Annotated in this window: 17 protein-coding genes, 1 tRNA gene and 3 pseudogenes; 8 read left to right on the top strand and 13 right to left on the bottom strand. The window is 36.6% G+C overall.

Annotation, left to right across the window (positions count from 1 at the left end):
* Positions 1-44 precede the first annotated feature (44 nt).
* Complete coding sequence (locus KBW87_RS02650) at positions 45-902, top strand: RluA family pseudouridine synthase (RefSeq protein WP_057809873.1); 858 nt, start codon at positions 45-47, stop codon at positions 900-902.
* A gap of 36 nt (positions 903-938) precedes the next feature.
* On the opposite strand, the gene KBW87_RS02645 is transcribed toward KBW87_RS02650, so the two are convergent.
* The 5 genes from KBW87_RS02645 to KBW87_RS02625 form a co-directional block, all read right to left on the bottom strand.
* The gene (locus KBW87_RS02645; RefSeq protein WP_004046192.1) at positions 939-1,850 is read right to left on the bottom strand and encodes a class II fructose-bisphosphate aldolase; all 912 of its coding nucleotides are present in this window, start codon (positions 1,848-1,850) and stop codon (positions 939-941) included.
* A gap of 106 nt (positions 1,851-1,956) precedes the next feature.
* Entirely contained in the window at positions 1,957-3,642 is a 1,686-nt protein-coding gene (argS, locus tag KBW87_RS02640; RefSeq protein WP_057809871.1) for an arginine--tRNA ligase, read from the bottom strand.
* A gap of 261 nt (positions 3,643-3,903) precedes the next feature.
* Positions 3,904-4,566 (bottom strand): L,D-transpeptidase, encoded by a 663-nt coding sequence (locus tag KBW87_RS02635; RefSeq protein ID WP_057809869.1) that lies wholly within the window; start codon positions 4,564-4,566, stop codon positions 3,904-3,906.
* Positions 4,567-4,663: 97 nt separating this feature from the next.
* On the bottom strand, positions 4,664-5,512 hold the full coding sequence (locus KBW87_RS02630) for an NAD(P)H-hydrate dehydratase (protein ID WP_057809867.1): 849 nt from the start codon (positions 5,510-5,512) through the stop codon (positions 4,664-4,666).
* A gap of 1 nt (position 5,513) precedes the next feature.
* Positions 5,514-6,806, bottom strand: a complete 1,293-nt coding sequence (locus tag KBW87_RS02625) for a serine hydrolase (RefSeq protein WP_057809865.1) — start codon at positions 6,804-6,806, stop codon at positions 5,514-5,516.
* A 111-nt stretch (positions 6,807-6,917) separates the two neighbouring features.
* On the opposite strand from KBW87_RS02625, the gene KBW87_RS02620 reads away from it, so the two are divergent.
* From KBW87_RS02620 to KBW87_RS02610, 3 genes are all read left to right on the top strand, one after another.
* A tRNA-Leu gene (locus KBW87_RS02620) sits at positions 6,918-7,001 on the top strand.
* An 80-nt stretch (positions 7,002-7,081) separates the two neighbouring features.
* Positions 7,082-7,312, top strand: a complete 231-nt coding sequence (locus KBW87_RS02615; protein WP_004046203.1) for a PspC domain-containing protein — start codon at positions 7,082-7,084, stop codon at positions 7,310-7,312.
* A gap of 97 nt (positions 7,313-7,409) precedes the next feature.
* Complete coding sequence (locus KBW87_RS02610; RefSeq protein ID WP_157055123.1) at positions 7,410-7,550, top strand: hypothetical protein; 141 nt, start codon at positions 7,410-7,412, stop codon at positions 7,548-7,550.
* A 270-nt stretch (positions 7,551-7,820) separates the two neighbouring features.
* On the opposite strand, the gene KBW87_RS02605 is transcribed toward KBW87_RS02610, so the two are convergent.
* The 3 genes and pseudogenes from KBW87_RS02605 to KBW87_RS02595 form a co-directional block, all read right to left on the bottom strand.
* On the bottom strand, positions 7,821-8,984 hold the full coding sequence (locus tag KBW87_RS02605; protein WP_057809863.1) for a hydroxymethylglutaryl-CoA synthase: 1,164 nt from the start codon (positions 8,982-8,984) through the stop codon (positions 7,821-7,823).
* Positions 8,984-10,210, bottom strand: a complete 1,227-nt coding sequence (locus KBW87_RS02600) for a hydroxymethylglutaryl-CoA reductase, degradative (protein WP_057809862.1) — start codon at positions 10,208-10,210, stop codon at positions 8,984-8,986. The genes KBW87_RS02605 and KBW87_RS02600 overlap by 1 nt, the downstream gene beginning before the upstream one ends.
* 2 nt (positions 10,211-10,212) lie before the next feature.
* Positions 10,213-11,037: pseudogene (locus KBW87_RS02595) on the bottom strand (thiolase family protein); the annotation flags it as partial.
* Here KBW87_RS02595 and KBW87_RS02590 point away from each other — a divergent pair.
* A pseudogene (locus tag KBW87_RS02590) lies at positions 11,032-11,300 on the top strand (phosphoribosyltransferase); the annotation flags it as partial. The pseudogenes KBW87_RS02595 and KBW87_RS02590 overlap by 6 nt on opposite strands.
* On the opposite strand, the gene galU reads toward KBW87_RS02590, so the two are convergent.
* From galU to map, 3 genes are read right to left on the bottom strand one after another with little or no spacing between them, the layout of a single operon-like run.
* A complete protein-coding gene (galU, locus tag KBW87_RS02585; protein WP_255807189.1) occupies positions 11,274-12,149 on the bottom strand; it encodes a UTP--glucose-1-phosphate uridylyltransferase GalU in 876 nt (291 codons plus the stop codon). The pseudogene KBW87_RS02590 and the gene galU overlap by 27 nt on opposite strands.
* 58 nt (positions 12,150-12,207) lie before the next feature.
* Entirely contained in the window at positions 12,208-13,119 is a 912-nt protein-coding gene (locus tag KBW87_RS02580) for a YihY/virulence factor BrkB family protein (protein WP_057809858.1), read from the bottom strand.
* Between the two features lie 6 nt (positions 13,120-13,125).
* Positions 13,126-13,953, bottom strand: a complete 828-nt coding sequence (gene map / locus KBW87_RS02575) for a type I methionyl aminopeptidase (protein ID WP_057809854.1) — start codon at positions 13,951-13,953, stop codon at positions 13,126-13,128.
* 145 nt (positions 13,954-14,098) lie between these two features.
* On the opposite strand from map, the gene KBW87_RS02570 reads away from it, so the two are divergent.
* The 3 genes from KBW87_RS02570 to KBW87_RS02560 all read left to right on the top strand — a co-directional run bounded on the left by KBW87_RS02570 (position 14,099) and on the right by KBW87_RS02560 (position 15,737).
* Positions 14,099-14,545 carry a flavodoxin gene (locus KBW87_RS02570; RefSeq protein WP_057809851.1) on the top strand — a complete coding sequence of 149 codons (447 nt, stop codon included), beginning with the start codon at positions 14,099-14,101 and terminating at the stop codon, positions 14,543-14,545.
* Positions 14,538-15,056: a GtrA family protein gene (locus KBW87_RS02565; RefSeq protein WP_004046221.1), complete on the top strand. Its 519-nt coding sequence runs from the start codon at positions 14,538-14,540 to the stop codon at positions 15,054-15,056. The genes KBW87_RS02570 and KBW87_RS02565 overlap by 8 nt, the downstream gene beginning before the upstream one ends.
* Positions 15,057-15,176: 120 nt before the next feature.
* A complete protein-coding gene (locus KBW87_RS02560) occupies positions 15,177-15,737 on the top strand; it encodes a hypothetical protein (RefSeq protein WP_057809849.1) in 561 nt (186 codons plus the stop codon).
* Positions 15,738-15,775: 38 nt separating this feature from the next.
* Here KBW87_RS02560 and KBW87_RS02555 read toward each other — a convergent pair whose 3' ends face one another.
* Both KBW87_RS02555 and KBW87_RS09705 read right to left on the bottom strand, forming a co-directional pair.
* Positions 15,776-16,294, bottom strand: coding sequence for a helveticin J family class III bacteriocin (locus KBW87_RS02555; protein ID WP_057809847.1), 519 nt, complete (start codon positions 16,292-16,294; stop codon positions 15,776-15,778).
* Positions 16,294-16,782 (bottom strand): annotated as a pseudogene (locus KBW87_RS09705) (helveticin J family class III bacteriocin). The gene KBW87_RS02555 and the pseudogene KBW87_RS09705 overlap by 1 nt, the downstream one beginning before the upstream one ends.
* Between the last annotated feature and the right edge of the window lie 6 nt (positions 16,783-16,788).

The raw sequence follows: 16,788 nt of genomic DNA, 5'->3' as shown, positions 1-16,788 counted from the left end.
TTAGAAAGTATATCTTTTATTCAGATTAGATTTAAGAAATATTTATGGCTTATAATTATACACTTATTTACCCAAACAATATCAACCCGATGTCAGTGAGTGAACTTTTACAAAAGTTGCTTATTCCACGCAAGTGGCGTCACTATTTAAGAAAAGATCAGAATGTAAAAATTAATGGTGAATACCGCTACTTTAACCAATTAGTTTATCCAGGCGACAAAATTTCACTCAAGCTTGATTTTGTCGAATCGCAACAACAATCTTATCCTCCAAGTGGTCATCTTCCAAAAATTGTCTACGAAGACAATGATTTGCTTGTCATTGATAAACCTAAAGGGCAAAAAACACATCCCAACCTATTTGAAACCGACACCGCCCTTAACGATTGCACCACTTATTTAAAACAAAGTCCCTACATTGTTCATCGTCTGGATATGCTTACAGGTGGCTTGCTTTTGGTTGCCAAAAATCCAGCAGTTGTGCCAATTTTAAATCGTGAATTAACAACCAAAATTTTTCATCGCGAATACATAGCGACAGTAGATAATGCTAATAAGTTAAAAGAAAAAGGAACTATTAATCTTCCAATTGGTCAAGATCCCACTGATCAAAGAAAACGCATGGTGCGTGCAGATGGTTTAAAATCAGTTACACATTATGAAGTCGTGCAGAAAAATTCTGATAATACGGCTCAAGTTAAACTCGTTTTAGAAACTGGTCGAACTCATCAAATTCGAGTTCACTTGGCTACACTTGGAACTCCTATTGTCGGAGATCCTTTATATAATCCAAATTTTAAAGAAACTGAAGAATTGCAATTGAAAGCTTATCAAATGTCCCTAATCAAGCCCTACACCTTTGATCGCATTCAAATTTCTCTTGAACAAAAAAATAAAGCCTAGCAAATTGCTAGACTTTATTTTTTATTAATTAGAAGATTATTCTTCGTTCAATGATGAACGGTCGAATGAAGCATCCTTGATTTCTTCATCGATAGTCTTAGTACCTAACCAAGCAATCATTTCCTTCATCTTGTCAGTGATTGCTTCAGTACCTGGCAATAACAACTTACGTGGGTCGTAACCCTTGTTTGCCTTGTCTTCGTCCTTGCCTTCTTCGATGTACTTACGAGTAGCTTCTTGGAATGCTAATTGGAATTCAGTGTTAATGTTAACCTTTGAAATACCAAGTTGAATAGCCTTCTTAATTTGGTCTTCAGGAATACCTGAACCACCGTGAAGTACAAGTGGAGTTTCAGGAACAGCTTCTGCAATTTCCTTCAAACGGTCAAAGTTAAGACCCTTCCAGTCTGCTGGGTAAACACCGTGGATGTTACCAATACCACAAGCAAGCTTATCAACACCAGCTTCAACGAATGCCTTAGCGTCTTCAACAGAAGCTAATTCACCACCGCCTTGGTTTTCACCAATCTTACCGATTTCTGCTTCAACAGAAATACCACGTTCGTGAGCCAACTTGATGATTTCCTTAGTCTTAGCTAAGTTTTCTTCAGTTGGAAGTGCGTGGCCGTCAAACATAACTGATGAGTAACCAAGTGCAATACATTCCTTAGCTGATTCAAAGTCACCGTGGTCCAAGTTCAAGATAACTGGAACAGAAATGTTCATAGCATCCATTTGATCTTCAACCATGTCCTTAACGAACTTGTAACCACCCATGTACTTAGCAGCACCAGTTGAAACTTGAATCAAAAGTGGAGTTCTAGTTTCTTCTGCTGCACGTAATTCTGCACGAGTCCATTCCAAGTTGTTAGTGTTGTATGCACCTACTGCGTAGTGGTGTTTACGAGCTTCTCTGAAGATTTCGTTACCGTTTACAAAATAAGCCATTAAAAATACCTCCTAAATATCTTACAGACACATTGTACCCTTTTAATAAGAAATGAACAATCTTTTTAATTAATGTAAGCGCTATTTTTAGATATTTGCTTATAAATTACATTTCTTCTGGAGCATTTACGCCTAAAAGTCTAAGTGCTTCAGTTAAAACGATAGAAGTTGCCTTAACTAGTGCAAGACGAGCGCCAATTTTTTCATCTTTTGTCAAAATCTTCACATTTGCATAGTACTTATTAAACTTCTTAGCAAGATCTAATGAGTATTTAGCAATAACTGAAGGTTCAAACTTTTCTGCACTTCTTCTAATAATTCTTGGGAAGTCTGCGATGTCCTTAGCTACGGCAAATGCCCAATCATCATCTAAGGCAAAATCAGTATCTGATGGCTTTTCACCCATAGCAGCAGCTTTTCTCAGTACACTTTGTGCACGTGCATTAGTGTATTGAACATAAGGACCAGTATCTCCTTCAAAGCGAACTACTTCATTTAAGTCAAAATCAAAGTTATCAAGACGATCGTTCTTCAAATCGTGGAAAATAACTGCCCCAACACCAACATCATGAGCTACTTGATCTTGGTTAGCTAAATCTGGATTCTTTTCTTCAATTTGCTTCTTAGCAAGATTTACAGCGTCTTTTAATACTTGATCCAAGAAGACAACGTTACCTTTTCTAGTTGAAAGTTTCTTACCGCCTTGGGTAATTAAGCCAAATGGTACATGGTGAATTTCATCTGACCAATCATAGCCCATTTTCTTCAAAACAGTCTTCAATTCTACAAAGTGTTGAGCTTGTTCGTTACCTACAACGTAAAGCATCTTCACAAAGTCGTATTCCTTCATTCTCCATTCAGCCGCAGCTAAATCACGAGTCAAGTAAATTGAAGTACCATCAGACTTAACAATGATTGCTGGGTTTTCATCTTCACCCATATCTACAACTTGCGCACCGCGAGATTCGTGAAGAAGACCCTTGTCCTTTAATTCATCAATTACTGGTTGCATCTTATCATTAAAGAAAGCTTCACCATTATAAGAATCAAAAGTTACGCCCAATTCTTTATAAATGCGGTTGAAGTCAGCTAAGGAAACTTCACGGAACCATTTCCAAAGTTTAACAGCTTCTGGATCGCCATCTTCAAGCTTCTTAAACCAGTCACGACCTTCTTGGTCTAATTCTGGGTTTTCTTCAGCTTCCTTATGGAATCTTACGTAGTAGTGGAAAAGACTCATGATTGGATCTTTCTTAACGTCTTCTTCATTACCCCAGTGCTTATAAGCAGCAATCAACTTACCAAATTGAGTACCGTAGTCTCCCAAGTAATTAATCTTGATTGGAGTATAGCCAACTTTTTCCATAGTTTTAGCAATTGAGTTACCAATTACAGTTGAACGAAGGTGCCCCATTGACATTGGCTTAGCGATGTTAGGACTAGACATATCGATTGGCACATTGCCGTGACCTACTTCTTGGTCACCGTAGTGGTTATTTTGTGCTAAAACATCCTTCAAAGTTGAAGAAACAAGCTTTTCATGGTCAATGGCAAAGTTTACATAAGGACCAACTGCCTTAATGCTAGCAAAGTCATCACTTGAGATATTGTCGGCAATATTTTTAGCAATTTCAACTGGATTCTTGTGTAATTCTTTAGCTAAAACAAAGCATGGAAATGCATAGTCACCCATTTTCGCATTCTTAGGACGTTCAATTAAAGCCGCAATTTTTTCTTTTGGCAAATCAACTTGACTTGAAATTAATTCAACAACTTCATTTTTAAAATCCATTTTTTACCCCTTTTCAATAAAAAAAGCCCCTTCCTACAACTTGTAGAAAGAGACGAGTTTAAACCCGCGGTACCACTCTCGTTGATACAAAGTATCCGCTTTATAATTATCAAACTTTTTAACTAAACACGCCTTCATAAGCGCCCTTGCCTACCTTGCACCAAATATAGACTCGCTAAAAAGAGCTAACTTATTACTACTTTTAGTCAATTCTTAGCATGATTATAACAGGTATTACCAAACTTGGCTAATATTTTTGAATTATTTGTCTTTAATGATTACTTTAGTGCCTGGTTGAGCATGTTCCATGAGCCAGCGTGAATCAGGAACGCTGAGTCTAATACAGCCATGTGAGCCTTGAGTTCTACCTAACTTCTTTGCTTCCTTTAAGTTGTAGTCTCCTAAAGCCATAGTTGGAACTGAGTGGAACAAGTAAACATTGGCATCCTCTGGATCCCAACTCACCCAATTATTGGCACCCTCATTTAAACCTTGGTTAAAAAAGCTTTCTCCCCGTCCTTCTTGAATACGATAAGTACCAGTAGGAGTGGCTGATTTACCATGTTTATAAACTCCAGCAGTTGAAAGCATGGTATAAGCTACCTTACCATTTTTCAAAACATAAACACGGTTGCCTTTAAGCGAAACACGCAAAACAACTTTTTTTGGATCGCTAATATCCGGATACTTTTTCTTTTCACTGCGTGATTTCCAGCTACCTGCTTTTCTTAAATCTTTTGGATCCTTATATGGACGTGCTAATTCAGCTTGAGATTTCGTCTTTTTAGGTTTTGATTTTTTATGTTCTACTTTATTCTTTTGTGCTTGATTATCCTGTGTGGTACTGGAAGCAGGGGAACAAACTTTTGCAAGTCCCACAATGCATAAAAGTCCCACTATTGTCGCAATAATATATTTTTTCATATAAACATCTCTTCATTAGTTTTCAATCCTAAATTTTAACAGTTAATCCTGTTCTTGGCTATCAAAAAAGACATGATTTACATCATGTCACAAAAACTTAATTTAAGCTTGAATATTTCTTCATAATCTGCGGCAGTAATTTAGAAATCTGCGTTGGTTTCACCACATAATTAGTTTGATAAATTATATCACCAGCCAGTGAATGAATATAAACAGCAGCCAAAATTGTTTCGAATTTTGCTCCAAATTGCGCACAAAAACCGCCGATAATTCCGCTGAGTGTATCGCCGCTGCCGCCAGTCGCCATCCCAGGATTACCAAGTGGATTGACCATCACTTCGCCGTTTTCACTATAAACATGCGTGTGGTTGGACTTTAAAACTAAGGTGATATTCTTTTTGGGACATAGACTAGCCAAAGCCTCTATATTAGCAGCGTCAGTTTGATAAGGAATCTTAATTTGGCTAACTCGCTGCCACTCCATCTGATGAGGTGTCATAATAATATGACCAGCATTTAGCGGTAAAAGACTATGATCTTCACCGATTAGGTCAAGTGCACTAGCATCAAGCACGATAATTTGCTTCTCATTAGTATTATTCTTTAACATTAAAAGAATCCGCTTAGCAAAATCACTCATTCCTAACCCCGGGCCACAAACTACCACGTCCATCTTTTTAATTAAATCTGCCAGCTTAGGATCACGATAGTCAATATACATGGCTTCTGGATCACGCGCATGAAGAGCAGTCAAATTGATTGAATGAGTCGCTGTTGCAATCAGACCTGCACCAGCATTCAAAGCTGCTTCAGTAGCCATAATAATGGCACCTCCGTAGTTTTCACTACCTCCAATCAATAGAATGCGACCATAATTTCCTTTATGTGAGTCGCTTTTTCTAACTGTAATTACCTGTTTTAAAACATCTTCAGAAATATCTGTCATTTTAATTTTCCCCTGTAATCCAGCGCCACACTTTTACAAACCAGTTTACTTCAGCTGTTGAGCTCATCGCTTGTGCCTTAACTGTCATTTGCTTAGTATTTGAAATTGAAACCAGCTTTTCTTTACCAGATTTAAATTCATAGTAATTGGCAACTTGCCCCTTTTTAACAGGAGCCTCAATTGCATCATATTTCAAACTAGCAGAAATTGACTTATTGTCTTTTGGATCCCACACAGTAACAGGAGAATCAATACCAATTTTTACACTTTGCTTATCTCCATTAATTACCTTAGTTGTAGTGGCACCCGTAATAGCCTCACCTGTTTTAAAAGTTACTGGAGTGTAGCTGTTATAAATATAATTTATGAGCTTTTTGGTTTCAATAAATCTTGAAGGATCAGTTCCATCTTGGTGACGCGCACCCATTACTACAGTGATGATTCGACCACCATTTTTAGAAACAGTTCCAATAAAACAAGCTCCAGCCTTATCAGTAGTTCCCGTCTTTAGACCATCAACTTGAAGATTGGAATCATATTGAGATAAACCTTTAAGCATCCAATTGAAATTATCCATCTTGGTGGTTTTATTTTCATCTTTAAAATCTTCATGGGCAAGCTTGGTAGTATTTAATACTTCTGGATAATCATTAATCAAGTGCATCCCAATAATCGCCATATCCTTTGCTGACAGGGTGTTTTCGATATTTTTAGAAACGCCTGGATAAGCATCAGCACCTACATTTCCATTAGGTAGACCGCAACTAGTGTAAATCTTGGCATCCTTAATTCCCCATGACTTAACTTTGTCACGCATTTGATCTACAAATTCTTTTTGATTCCCTGCCACTGCATTAGCTAAACACATTGCTGCTCCGTTAGCTGACTCGATTAAAGTCGCTTCAAAAAGTTGTCTAATGGTATAAGTATGATTCTTTTGCAAAGGCACATTAGAGTATTCGCTATTATTAGCCACCTTTAAAATTGCATCAGTAGGTTTGATAGTTGTATTCCAAGAAAGGCGTTTGTCTTTAATTGCTTCTAAAGTCAAATAGATTGTAATCAGCTTTGTCATGGAAGCAATTGGTAAATCCTTATCTTCGTTTTTGGCATATAAAATTTGTCCAGTTTGGCTATCAACAGCAATTGCCGATTTAACGTTTAAATTTAATTGGTTTTCACTATACTGACTCGCTAAAACAGGGGCGCTAGTAAAAGCACCTCCAACTCCAACTAAAGAAATTACCGCTACAAGGCTAATCAAAGTTTTCTTTATTCTGTTATGAAAAAACATAAAATCGCTAAATTCTCCTTTTTTAGTCAATAGATTCTAAATTAAGTAATTTTATGCTTACATTTTACCAAATATTTGGTATGATAATTCAAGAGCTATCAAATTATTCTAGCCCCGATGGCGGAATTGGCAGACGCGCAGCGTTCAGGTCGCTGTTCAGGTAACTGAGTGAAAGTTCGAATCTTTTTCGGGGCATCATTAAAAAACTGGTCGTCTGACCAGTTTTTTCTTTCTTACAAGTAGTATAATTTTAGTGAAAAAGTGAGGGATAAAAAATGAAAAAACAACTAACTAAATCACGGGATAAGATTGTTGCTGGGGTATTTGGCGGAATTGCTGATTATTTTGGCCTAGATAAAGCTTGGGTTAGAATTTTGGGTGCAGCCCTAATTATTTTTACGGGCTTCTTCCCAGGGGTCTTACTTTACATTGTAGCCGCAATCGTGATGCCGGATGCACCAACTCGTTCAAACACAATGGATGGTCATTATCGTAAAAAAGATTAGTTTTTTAAAGAATTTCAAAAAAATCCAAATTCTATGCTTCAGAGTTAAATTTTCATTATAAAATATACTTAGAATTTGAGTATAAGGGGTAATGGAAATGAAAGCTGCTAGAATTTTTAAGAAAGTATTTCTAACTGTTGTAGCTGTTTCAACTGTCGGTGCGACTCTCTTATGTAGCGAAACACAAATAGTTCAAGCTACGGGCTCAGAAAATATCAAAATTGAAAATTATAGATAAAGCAACAAATCCTAGGAGATAATTTCTAGGATTTTTTTGATACAAAAAATAGGATTGGGTGTTACTCGCTCAATCCTATTACACTTTCTTGATATGTTATGTGAATATCAAGAAACTCTGTTATGTGTGTGTAGTAATTCTAAGTGCGAATTACTTTTTGAAAATCTGTGGCAGGCAATTTTTATTCTTACTCATATCTTTTTATATTTCAGCCAACCTACATGATGATATTATCTTACCATTTTTTAAAATTTATAGCAATCCCAAATTTTAAACTTGACGATATTGACGGATATCATTTTTCACACCAGCAAAATACCAAACACCTTGACGTTCATCACTAGTAAATTCTCGATTATTAGCTACTGGCTCTAGGGCTTCGGTAAATACCTTTTCGTATTCTTCAACTGTTAATCTCTGACGATCATCAAGCAAAGCTGCATCCCCCTTAGGGTTAATCCATTCTTTATAACCATCAACAACATTTCCTGAGAAAAATTCCGCCATCGCACCTGAACCATAAGAAAATAGTCCAATTAAAGAATTAGGCTCAAGATCATAGTTTTCAAGCAAGCTTAACAAGCTCATGTATAAAGATGCAGTGTAAATATTCCCTACTCGCATACTTAATTGCTTAGAAGCTTCAAAAGTTTCACTTAAACGATCCTTAGTCACATCATCTTGATCTTCAATTGCAAGGCGATTAGCTTTTAATCCTTGCTTAGTAAATGGCAAATGATAAATCAAAGCACTAAAGTCACGGGTACTCCAGTCTTTTTGCTCTTTATAAGCATCAAAGGTCTTTTTGAAGAAGTCTAAATAAACTTGAGTTGAATACTTACCATCAACTTTAGCAACTGCAGAATCGTTAGGACGCCAAAAGTCATTAATATCCTCACTGTATGCACTGTGGCCATCATTTAAGGATAAAATCCTCGGTTCACTCTTTACTAATAAACTAATGCTTCCCGCACCTTGGGTAACTTCACCTGGCGTTTTAACACCATATCGAGCAATATCACTCCCAATAACAATCGCAGTTTGATCGGGATGTACCCTGACGAAATCACGGGCAGTCATTAAAGCTGCCGTTAAACCAAAACAAGCTTCCTTTACTTCAAAAGTTCTAACTTCTGGACGTAAATGCAAGGCAGACTTCACGAACAAGGAAGCTGACTTAGATTGGTCCACACTACTTTCAGTACCAAAAATTAACAAGCCAACCTTATCTTTGTCAATTTGATCTAAATATCTTAAAGTGGCATTAATCCCCATCGATACAGCATCTTGAGTCTTGTCAGCTACACTCATTTGTCTTTGACCAATCCCAATTAAAAACTTATTAGGATCTTCCCCTCTCGCATGAGCTAAATCTACCATGTCCACATATTTATTAGGAGTATAAAAACCTATCTGATCAATACCAATTCGCATTATTTATCCTCACTTATTTCTTTTAGTATTTCTTGAACGTGCTCTTTTGTATAAATCTTATCTTTTATCAATTGCTTAAGGACTTTTTCTTTTTCAGATTCAGGCACATTTAAACTTGCGACCAAGTTACGCGCTTGCAATTTCATATGACCTTCTTGAATCCCAACTGTTGATATTGCAAGTAGTGCCGCTAGATTATTAGCTAAACCAATACTCGTAATCACATTAGCTAAATCTTTTACAGAAATGCGATTTGTAGGATTTAAAATATTGAAAGCCTGCTTCACATCACTGCGAGCATTAATTGAACCACCAACTGCACCAATTGCCATTGGCAAAGTCAATTCGCCAACCAATTTTTGATCTTTAATCCTCCATCTGCTTAAACTGGTATAGCCATTTCGACTAGCTAGAACCGCACTTGCTGCTTCAATGGCCCGGTAATCATTTCCAGTGGCCAATAAGACCGCGTCCACGCCATTCATGATCCCTTTGTTATTGGTAACTGCACGGTAGGGATCGATTTGACCGATTTTACTTAATAAAACCACTCTTTCAGCAACTTTTCTGCCGCCCACACTGGCAAAATCAAGTTCTACTTTAGCAGTAGTGAGTTGACTTGGATAATTAGACAAAATTGCATAAAGTTTTTCACTGATTCCTCTTACGGCCAGCAAGTTTTGAGCTAAAAATTCTAAAATCGAATTAGCCTTGTTTGCCCCCATGGCTTCTGCTGGATCAATCAAGCACAAAGCATAGAGCAACTTTTGTTGATCGCCATTTTTTAAAGAAAATTCGATCTTGCACAATCCACCACCATGGTTAACTAAAGAAGAAAATTTATCATTGGCCTCTTTAATTAAAGCTGATTTTTTCTTTTCTACTAAAGCTAAGTCAAAATCATCTTCAATCGCCATCACAATCTGGCCATAAATTCCACTTCGATCACTTGAAGCAACCACCCCACCATTTTTATTAAAAATGCTAGCGCCGTGATTGGCTGCAGCAATCACTGAGGGTTCCTCAGTTGCCATTGGCACCATGTAATTTGCGTCATTTACATTTAAACTCTGAACGACGCCCAAAGGTAAACGAAGCTGACCAATGACATTTTCACTTAAGTTATTGAGCTTTTCTAAAACTTCCTCATCGATTTCTTCAAGTTCAATTCCTTCATCATCTAAAATCTTCCGACGATCCTTAGCCGACAATTGATAAAATTTCATCTTTAATCCCGCTTAATTTCATAAGCAATTGCTTGACCTCCACCAATACACAAGGTCGCAATTGCTCTTTTACCATTTACTTTATTTAATGCACTAATTGCAGTGGCGATTAATCTAGTACCGGTTGCTCCTAATGGGTGACCCAAAGCAATCGCACCACCTAAAATATTAAGTTTATTAGCCGGAATTTTCAAATCACGTTTTAAAGCTACTGCTTGGGAGGCAAAAGCTTCATTGACTTCGAAGACATCATAATCATCAACAGTAGTCTTATTTTTATCAAGTAATTTTCGAACAGCGTAGTAAGGAGTATATCCCATCAAAGCTGGATCAAAACCTGCTTCAGCGAAGGCACCTAGTTTGGCAATCGGCTTCAAATTGAGTTCTTTTACTTTTTCTTCAGTTGCTAATATCAACATACTAGCTCCATCATTCAAAGGTGAGGCATTCCCAGCGGTTACTTTACCATCTTCTTTAAAAACGGTCTTTAATTTACCCAATGCTTCTAAATTAGTGTCACTTCTTACACTTTCATCATGAGTCAAAGTTTGACCATTAATAGTAATTGGTAAAATTTCATCAAAATTATCTTCTTCAATTGCCTTAACGGCTTTTTGATGAGAATCCACACTAAATTCATCCATTTCTTGGCGAGTAATATTATATTCTTCAGCCACATTTTCGGCAGTGATTCCCATATGTTCACCAGAAAAAGCATCAATTAAAGCATCCACCAACATTGAATTTTTCAAGTGATTTTGAGCATCATCTTTATACTTTTTCTCAACAATAAAAGGAGCGTTGGTCATGCTTTCACTTCCACCGATGTTTCAAGCTATGGGGATGGCTTTGAATCAACGGGTAAAGTTGAAATTGTCAGCGATGTGGCAACTGATGTGAAAGATCGCGATGTTTTGATCGTAGAAGATATTGTTGACAGTGGTTTGACTTTGAAGTTTATGAAGATTTATTCAAAGAGCGCGGTGCTAAGAGTGTCAAGTGTTGCGTAATGCTCAACAAGGAAGCTAGAAGAACTACTGATGTTGAGATTGAATACTACGGTTCAAAGGTTGGCGATGAATTTGTTGTGGTATTGACGAAGTTCATCTTTAATTTCAGGGTGAGAAAGACCATATTCGATGGAAGTTTCAAGATAGCCTTCCTTGTTACCAACATCGTGACGTTCGCCATTAAATACATGAGCAAAAACTCGTTGAGTCTTATTCATCGTATCAATGGCATCAGTTAATTGAACTTCTCCACCACGACCTGGTTTTTGATGAGCCAAAATTTCAAAGATTTCTGGCGTCAAAAGGTAACGACCAATAATTGCGTAATCACTTGGAGCTTTATCAATATCAGGCTTTTCTACAAAAGACTTAACATTAATCAAGCCCGGTTCGATCTCGCTGGCTGGTTCAATTACCCCGTACTTTGAAACTTCTTCATGTGGCACTGGCATAACTGCAATAGTTGAAGCGTGCGTTTTATTATATCTGTTAATTAGTTGTTTAGTAAGTGGAACCTTATCGTCCATCAAATCATCACCAAGCATTACCGCAAAAGGTTCGTCTCCAACGAAGCTGCGTGCTCGTAATATTGCATCCCCCAAACCAGCTGGATGAGGTTGACGAGTAAAGTATAAGTTAATCCCTAAATTAGTAATTGATTGAGTTAAATGAAGCAAGTTCGTCTTGCCCTTTTCTTCCAAATCTTGTTCCAACTCAGGATTAGCATCAAAATGATCTTCGATTGAACGCTTATTTTTACCAGTTACGATTAAAATATCTTCAATTCCAGACTTCTTAGCCTCTTCAACAATAAATTGAATAGTCGGCTTATCAACAATTGGCACCATTTCTTTAGGCATTGCCTTAGTTGCAGGCAAAAATCTTGTACCTAAACCGGCTGCCGGAATAACAGCTTTTCTAACTTTCATAAAAAAACACTCTTTCTATTTTCTACCCTAAAATTTATCATACCAGAAATCGCTTACCTCATCTACGACTTTTTTGAATGTATTCTACCAGCCTTCCCGCGGAATAAGGAACCTTACCCACTCGCATTTGAACTATGGCTGCATTGATACAAGTTCCAAATAACAGCAACAATGCAGTTAAGTTCAGCCACAGCATAAACATAATAAACGTTCCTACAATCCCGTAGTTTTCCCAGCTAATATGGAAATTATGCAAGTAAAAACTAAACAGATAGGATAAAACAAACCAGCCAAACACTGTAGTCAAGGCCCCTGGCCAAATGACTCTCTTTTTAAGCTTAATATTTGGTAAAACATAATTAAGGTAAAAAACTGCAATCATCATGATGATAAAGACTACTGGATAGCGATAATTTAAAATTCTTTGGATTTCACCAATTGAAAAACTAAAGATTGGCTTTAGGAATTCCAAAACTTGTTGACCAAAAATAAATACTAAAGCTACTGCAGTAAATACAATAATCATCAAAGTAGTTAAAATCACTGTAATAGAGCGCGTCCAAACCACAATTAAAAGCTTCTGCTTAAGCTCAGCTTGATGAACACCATAAATTCGATTCATTCCAATCCTAATTGCATTAACTAAGGAAGAAAACGACCAAATCGCAAAGATAATACCAAAAGAAATGTATCCTGTTGAATTGCTTTTCAAAAGAGAATTAATGATTGGCATAATGAATTCTGAAACTTGATCCGGAAAAACTAACCTTAAATACTCCGCAATTGGGGCAGTATTGATATGAAATAAAGGCAAAATGTTTCCGACAATAATAATGATTGGAAAGATCGAAAATAAGATATAGTAGGCAATCACAATAGAACTGACCACTATTTCTCCATTAGAGATTTTACCTGAGAGTGTTTTATAAAAAAGTCCTATATTTTCACGAACTTCTTTATTAGATTTCATTCAGTTTTAGTCATCCATCTCATCAAAATGAGGCAAGTATTTTTCATAACCATCATATGGCTTTTGAAGGGTTAAAATCTTTGGACCATCCTTAGTAATAGCAAAGGTGTGTTCAAATTGAGCTGCATTTGAGCCATCTGGAGTTGCATAGTATACCCAGTCATCATTTGGATCATCAACTGTTCTTTGATCGATATGCCAATCTCCACCAGCTTCAACCATTGGTTCACAAGTAATGGTCATCCCTTCACGAAGACGAAGACCATGACCAGCCTTACCCCAGTGAGGAACTTCTGGATCTTCGTGGATAGTGGGTTGAATACCGTGACCCACAAGTTCACGAACATCACCATATGGGTGTTCAACTTCAACAAAGTGTTGAATAGCTGCACCAATATCCCCAATTCTGTTACCCAAAACAGCTTGGTCAATTCCAAGGTACATTGCCTTCTTAGTAGTTTCGATCAAGTCTTGGTCAGCCTTTGAAATCTTACCTACTGGATAAGTAGTGCATGAGTCAGTTTCATAACCGTCTAAATTGCAAGTAACATCAACCTTAACGATGTCACCTTCCTTTAAAATACGGTCTTTTCTTGGAGTTTGGTGGGCAATTTCATCATTAACTGAAACACAAGTACCGTACTTATAGCCTTCAAAGCCTTGTTCTGAAAGACGACCGCCACGGTCCTTGACGAATTTTTGACAAAATTCTTCAATTTCCCAAGTAGAAATACCTGGCTTAATTACATCGCGTAAGCCTTCAAACATTGAAGCAAGCAAACGACCGGATTTTTGCATGCCTTTAAGTTCACGAACAGATTTTATAGTAATCAAAATAAATTCCTCTCTTCATTTGCAATAATATACTCTTCTTATTATACATTTTTTGTAAAATTTGCTAAAGCAATACGAAAACTTGCCAAAGTTATGTATAATAAGACAAAGTGACTACTAATTTAAGAGAGGTTGAAGAGTATTCATGAAAGCAAGAATTGTCTACGCTAGTATGACTGGTAACGATGAAGACATGGCAGATATTTTAGAAGAGGACTTACAAGACTACGGCTTTGAAGTTGAAAGTAGCGATGTAAGTTTCACCGATGCTAGCGACTATTTAAAGAGTGATCTCTGTATCTTTATTACCTATACGTATGGCGAAGGCAAGATGACAGACGAAATTGCCGACTTTTATGAACAATTAAAGACTTTAGATTTAAGCGGCAAACATTTTGCTGTAATGGGTAGTGGCGATAAGACTTATGGTGAACACTTCTGCGAGAATGTTTTTGATTATGAAAAGGCATTTAAAGAAGCTGGCGCAATTGAAGCTACTGCTCCGGTAACTATTGAAAATGCACCGGATGACGATGCAATTGATAAAATTGATAACGCTGCAAAGGAAATGGCTGATTTATTAAATGGATAAAAAGAAACAAGCAGTAGTTTCTGATGAAGCCAATATTCGTAAGTTAGGTGAAAAGTTAGTCAAAAGACATCGAAACTTATGGGTTTACATGATTTTTGGCTTTGTTGCTGCTTTAATAAACACGGTTGCTTTCATGGTGCTTCATCAATGGTGGCATAGTGCAGTGGTGATTTCCAACACTATTGCCTTTATTATTTCTAACTTAGCTTCCTTTTTCTTTAATCAAAAGGCAGTATTCATTAACAATGTTGACCATGAGCACACAACCTGGCACAAATTAATCGTATTTTTCACCTATCGAATCATTAGTTTAATCCCTGATACTCTAATCATGTTGGTGGGACTCTCATGGCTACACCTTAATGCCCTTCTTGTTAAAATTATCGATCAAGTTTTAGTAGGAATTTTCAATTATTTAACTACTAGATCCGTTTTCCAAAAGCAAGAACACACTATGATTGAACGAGCAAAAATGCGTCTTCACGAACATCAAAAAAATATAAAAAAGTAAAAATGCTTAGTCATCATGACTAGGCATTTTTATTTATGTTATTTATTTCACAATTTATTCATATTTATCTGTTAAAATCATAGCCAAGGGAGTTGAATTTAATAGAAAGTGAACAATTAAATGACTTCAACTACTAAATTCGGACTACATACTAATGCACTTAAGAACTTAGCTGAACAAACAGATACACATTTAATCCAAAACAAGCTCCAAGCACAAGAAGCAAGGGATTATCAACTAGTGGAACATAAGGTTCGTGTGGCTGATTTTGAGAATTTAACTACTTATGAGTTGGTGAAGATTTACGAACGTTTATTGGAAGCAAATCCTCATGCAGATGCCATTAAAGTAAACAAAAATGGCGAAGCTTATCTATACTTTGAAGATAGATTTCCAGTTCACATTCCTTCTTGGGAGAATATTATTGGTCAGGCTAAGAAAATTCGCTTGCGCTATAACAAACGCACCGGCAAGCATGTTTTAAACTTGAAGGTTCAACCAGGAGTTCGCGTGCAAGTTCACCACCCTGCTTTTGGAAAAATAGCTTCACTAATTTCCAGTGACGAAAACATGTCAATTCCATTGAACACAAAATATGAGCTATTAAAGGGTAGTATTTTGACGATTAAAGTGAACTGTCTTAATGGGCAAAACGGATTTGATGTATTTTATCCAATTTAATGAAAAAAGCTGATGCATTATTACATCAGCTTTTTTCGTTATTCAAAATTCAAATTAATATGTCTGGAAACCACTAATTTTGAAGATCTTATTTTTATCTGTAAGTAAACTTTTATTTGCATGATGATATGCAAAACTGTTAAATATAAACTGTCTTCATCAATTACTTGAACACCTTCAAATTCAGTGTAGTAGCCTGAAATATCTAAATCAGAATTATATCCATCATAGTTTGCGACATACCAATTACTACTTCCAGTTTCACCCCATGGAATTTTTACAATTTGGCGAGGTCCGCGTTGACCTTTTGGCCAAACTGGATGAGGTTGACAAGAAACATAAATGTTATTCCTATTATCAATATCAAATCCTTGAAGAGAAGGAATAGTATTTGTAATTGCCGGAATAGTAAAAGAAGCTAAGGAAGTCACCTCATTTAATGGCACATGTCCTTGTTTAGATCCACTAGTTTGAACTCCATTGAGTCGACTATTAATGGTAGCCAAATCAAATAAACCAAAATGGGCATTTTTACTGTCATCAAGCGCTACAATCATTAATCTACGATAATCTGATAATCTGGAGTAACAGCTGCTTCAGTTCTATAAGCAGCACCGTCAAAGCTAGCCGTTCCTACCTGATTTAAATGCGAAAGTCTTACTAATTGCGTATTATCATTAGCGCTAGTTGGAAAATGAATTCTAGCTAGTTGAATATCCCAATCATATCCATCTGAAGCTCGTTGACCCTTAGTTCCAATAAATCAATCACCATTAAAGTTGTTTTGAGCAGCGCTTCCCGCATATTCCCATGTTTGAGTATGACCGCCTGCTGAACCAGTCAAATCGACTTCCTGAGACCTATTTACTTTTACAGTAGAAGAATTATCATTCCGACGTCCTCTTAAAACACAAGTATGACCTCTGTATAATTGTAAAGCATATACATAACTGGTTCCTACATTTCCTTTTTGAACCACTCTATCATATTCACCCTCAAAGGTAAATCTAGGTTTACTCAAAATTGTAGTGTTTAAGTTAATCATGATTAT

The sequence above is a fragment of the Lactobacillus intestinalis genome, from assembly GCF_024397795.1.
GTDB lineage: Bacteria > Bacillota > Bacilli > Lactobacillales > Lactobacillaceae > Lactobacillus > Lactobacillus intestinalis.
This window is presented reverse-complemented; position numbering and strand designations above follow the sequence as displayed.